The organism is Frankia sp. CoBUL1 (assembly GCF_978021245.1).
Window position 1 is genome coordinate 1 of the sequence record NZ_CDXDOS010000341.1, and the last position, 2,985, is coordinate 2,985.

Genomic DNA, 2,985 nt, shown 5'->3' on the forward strand with positions numbered 1-2,985 from the left:
GCGCCGGAGACCGCCGCCGGACACTCCAATTCATAGCCACTTAACGCAACAGGCCGTCACACCACGCGACCTTCGCGCAGCCCTGGGGGAAACCCTCGGCGGGTGGGGTGGATCGATAGATGTTCTGTCTTTTGGTGTGATCATACTACGACTGTCGGTGTCGGGAGCGTGCTCCCGGTGCCGACGGTGCTGCCCATCAAGCGATGGATATCTGACCAGGTCACCTACATTGGCCCTCCGGGCAGGGCGTGATGGCAGCCAGCAGGTGGCGGTCACCCGACGGGCGGGCAGAGGGCGCGATGAAGACACCTGAGCGGCTGTTCGATCTCCCCGGCACGGTTGCCGTCATCACTGGCGGAAGCCGGTAGGCCGTTCGAAGCCCGTGTGCGGTGGTTTTCCCCGCCCGGGTCGACCTGCTGACCGCATTCATCCTGGACAGGCCCACTTTTAGGATCACCGGCGTGGCGACAGGCCCACTTCTAGCGTCACCGGCATCGCAGTGCACACGCGGGAAGGAAGTCACATGCAGGAAAGAGGCCACGTGCAGGAAAGAAGTCATGTGCCACTGGGGCGTCACGTGCGGGAAATTGGTCACGTGCGGGAAATTGGTCACGTGCGGGAAGGAGGTCACATGCGGGAAATGGGTCACATGCGGGGAATGGGTCACATGCGGGGAATGGGTCACGAGCAGGAAGCGGGTCATGTCCAGGAAGGAGGCCACGCGCCGCGGAGACGTCACGTGCGGCTGGTACGTCACGGGCGGCAGGACATCGTGAGGAGGGGACGGCGTTCCCGGCGGCGCCGGACCGTCATCGGGCTCGTCCTCGCCGCGACGACCGCGACGACGGCCACCGCGACGACCACCGCCCTCATCGACCCCGCCGCGGCCACCGGGCCGACCACGGCTTGGCACCACACATCCTCCTACCGCGGGGATGTGGTCTCCATCAAACGGCTACGGGTCCTGTCGGCGGAGTATGTGCGGGCGGTTCTGGCCGGTACCGGGTTCGACGCCGATCCGGAGGTGATCCGGTCGGGGGTGCGGACCTACCGGGTCGTGTACTACACGATCGACCCCCGTGGACGTCGGACGACCGCCAGCGGCCTGGTGGCGCTGCCGCGCACCGAGGACCGCTGGCTGCAGGTCGTCTCCTACGCCCACGGCACCGAGATCAACCGCGCGGACGCCCCGTCGACCGCGACCGATCTGGAGGCCAACTCCTGGGGGCAGGCCCCGGCCCTCACCTACGCCGCCGCCGGGTTCGCTGCGGTCGCCCCCGACTACCTGGGCTACGGCGTCGGGCCGGGTGACCATCCGTGGCTGGATGTCCCCTCGGAAACCAGCGCGTCGCTGGACCTGCTCCGTGCGGCGCGCACCGTCGCCGCGCGTGAAGGCCGGAAGTTCAAACGGGATGTGCTGGTCACCGGGTTCTCCCAGGGCGCTTCGGCGGCCACGGGACTGGGGAAGGCACTGTGGGCCGGCGCCGACCCGTCGTTCCGGCTTGGTGCCCTGGCGCCCGTCAGCGGAGCCTATGACCTTCGCTCCGTGGAGCTGCCGGCGTGGCTGAACGGGCAGGTCGCATGGCCCTTCGGCGTCGGCTACACCGCCTTCTTCCTCGTCTCCTGGAACCGCCTGTACCACCTGTACCGCTCGCCCGCGGAGGTGTTCCAGGATCCGAAGGTCGCGACGCTCTTCGACGGCAAGCACACCGGGGAGCAGATCCTCGCCGGCCTGCCGGCGACCACCGGCAAGCTGCTCACCCCGCACGGCTTCGACCTGCTCCGCAACCCCTGGGACGGGCTGGCCGTGGGGCTGTGGGCGGCGGACCATACCTGTTCGAACTGGAACCCGAGGGCGCCGGTCCGGCTCTTCGTCGGCGGCGCCGACCATCAGGTTCCGCGGGCCAACAGCGAGCATTGCCAGGCCGCGTTCCTGGCACGTGGCGCCGACGTCCCGATCATCAACCTGGGACCCAACGTCGGTCATCTCGACTCCAACAAGGCCGGTACGGCCGCGGTCGCCCGCTGGTTCCGGCAACAGGTGCAGCAGTAGCGGCGAGTTGACGGACCAGGGCGATCCATGCTCTCCGGCCTGATCCCGGACGGGCTGGGCCGGCCGGTCGGGACGCGGGTGGTTGTGGCATTCCACCCGCGTCCCGACTACCGCCGGTCCCATCGCCGGCGATGGTCGGTTCATCGTCAGCGGCGGTCAGGTATCTCGGCGCCTCCTGGGAGTGCAGACAAGATAATCAACGGTGTTGACGACGTTCCGACCGCCATTTTTGATCATGCCTAGATTCGGAAAGGCCACACCGGGGGCCCGATGGTTTCGGTGCGGACGGGGAAATTGGGGCTGGGCATATTGACCTCGAGTCCGAGCCTCTTGTTGATTTTGAGAGCGCGATTCGCATAAAAAGCGAGGATTCGCGGGGCCACTGACGCCACCGTGGCGGTGGCCGGCTCGGGTATGACGGCCGAAACTATCGCAGCTATGTCGACGCCGTTAGCGACCATCTCGGTCTCCTCTCTGGTGAAGAAGATCTTCCAACCCTTGTGGACGCTGGTGGCGGATGCCATTGATGCTCCGTTTATGTCTGACCTCAGGTCCCGACAGGCGACAGGCTTGCACCAGAGCGACGGAGACTCGATGGTAGTTCGCTGATGGCGCAATAAGCACTTACTTGCGGTAATGGCACCGCTGGGCGTTTCCGCGGGCAGGATGCGGCCGACCGGGCGGGTGACCAGCCGTCGGACGACGATGGTGCGGTGGGTGCTCGACACATCCCTGAAGCCCATAGGTGGCCCATGGCCGGCGTTGACCTCCTGAACGATCTTCCTGCCCGGCGGGATACCAGCTCCGCTCAAGAGAGGAAAGGAGGAAAGGAGGAACGAAAGGGGGGAGGGACCGGGCGAAGGAAGAAATGATCGGGCAACGGGAAGAGGAAACCCGACGCGCGCAGTCCGCCGTCCAGGGGGGCTCACCCA

The 2,985-nt window shown here is 66.7% G+C and carries 2 protein-coding genes; one reads left to right on the forward strand and one right to left on the reverse strand.

Annotated features, from left to right (window positions below):
* Positions 1-739 precede the first annotated feature (739 nt).
* Positions 740-2,053, forward strand: a complete 1,314-nt coding sequence (locus AC08OX_RS16590; RefSeq protein WP_476608651.1) for a lipase — start codon at positions 740-742, stop codon at positions 2,051-2,053.
* A 239-nt stretch (positions 2,054-2,292) separates the two neighbouring features.
* Here the strand turns inward: AC08OX_RS16590 and AC08OX_RS16595 are convergent, their stop codons facing one another.
* Positions 2,293-2,577, reverse strand: a complete 285-nt coding sequence (locus tag AC08OX_RS16595) for a hypothetical protein (protein WP_023841456.1) — start codon at positions 2,575-2,577, stop codon at positions 2,293-2,295.
* Positions 2,578-2,985: the final 408 nt, after the last annotated feature.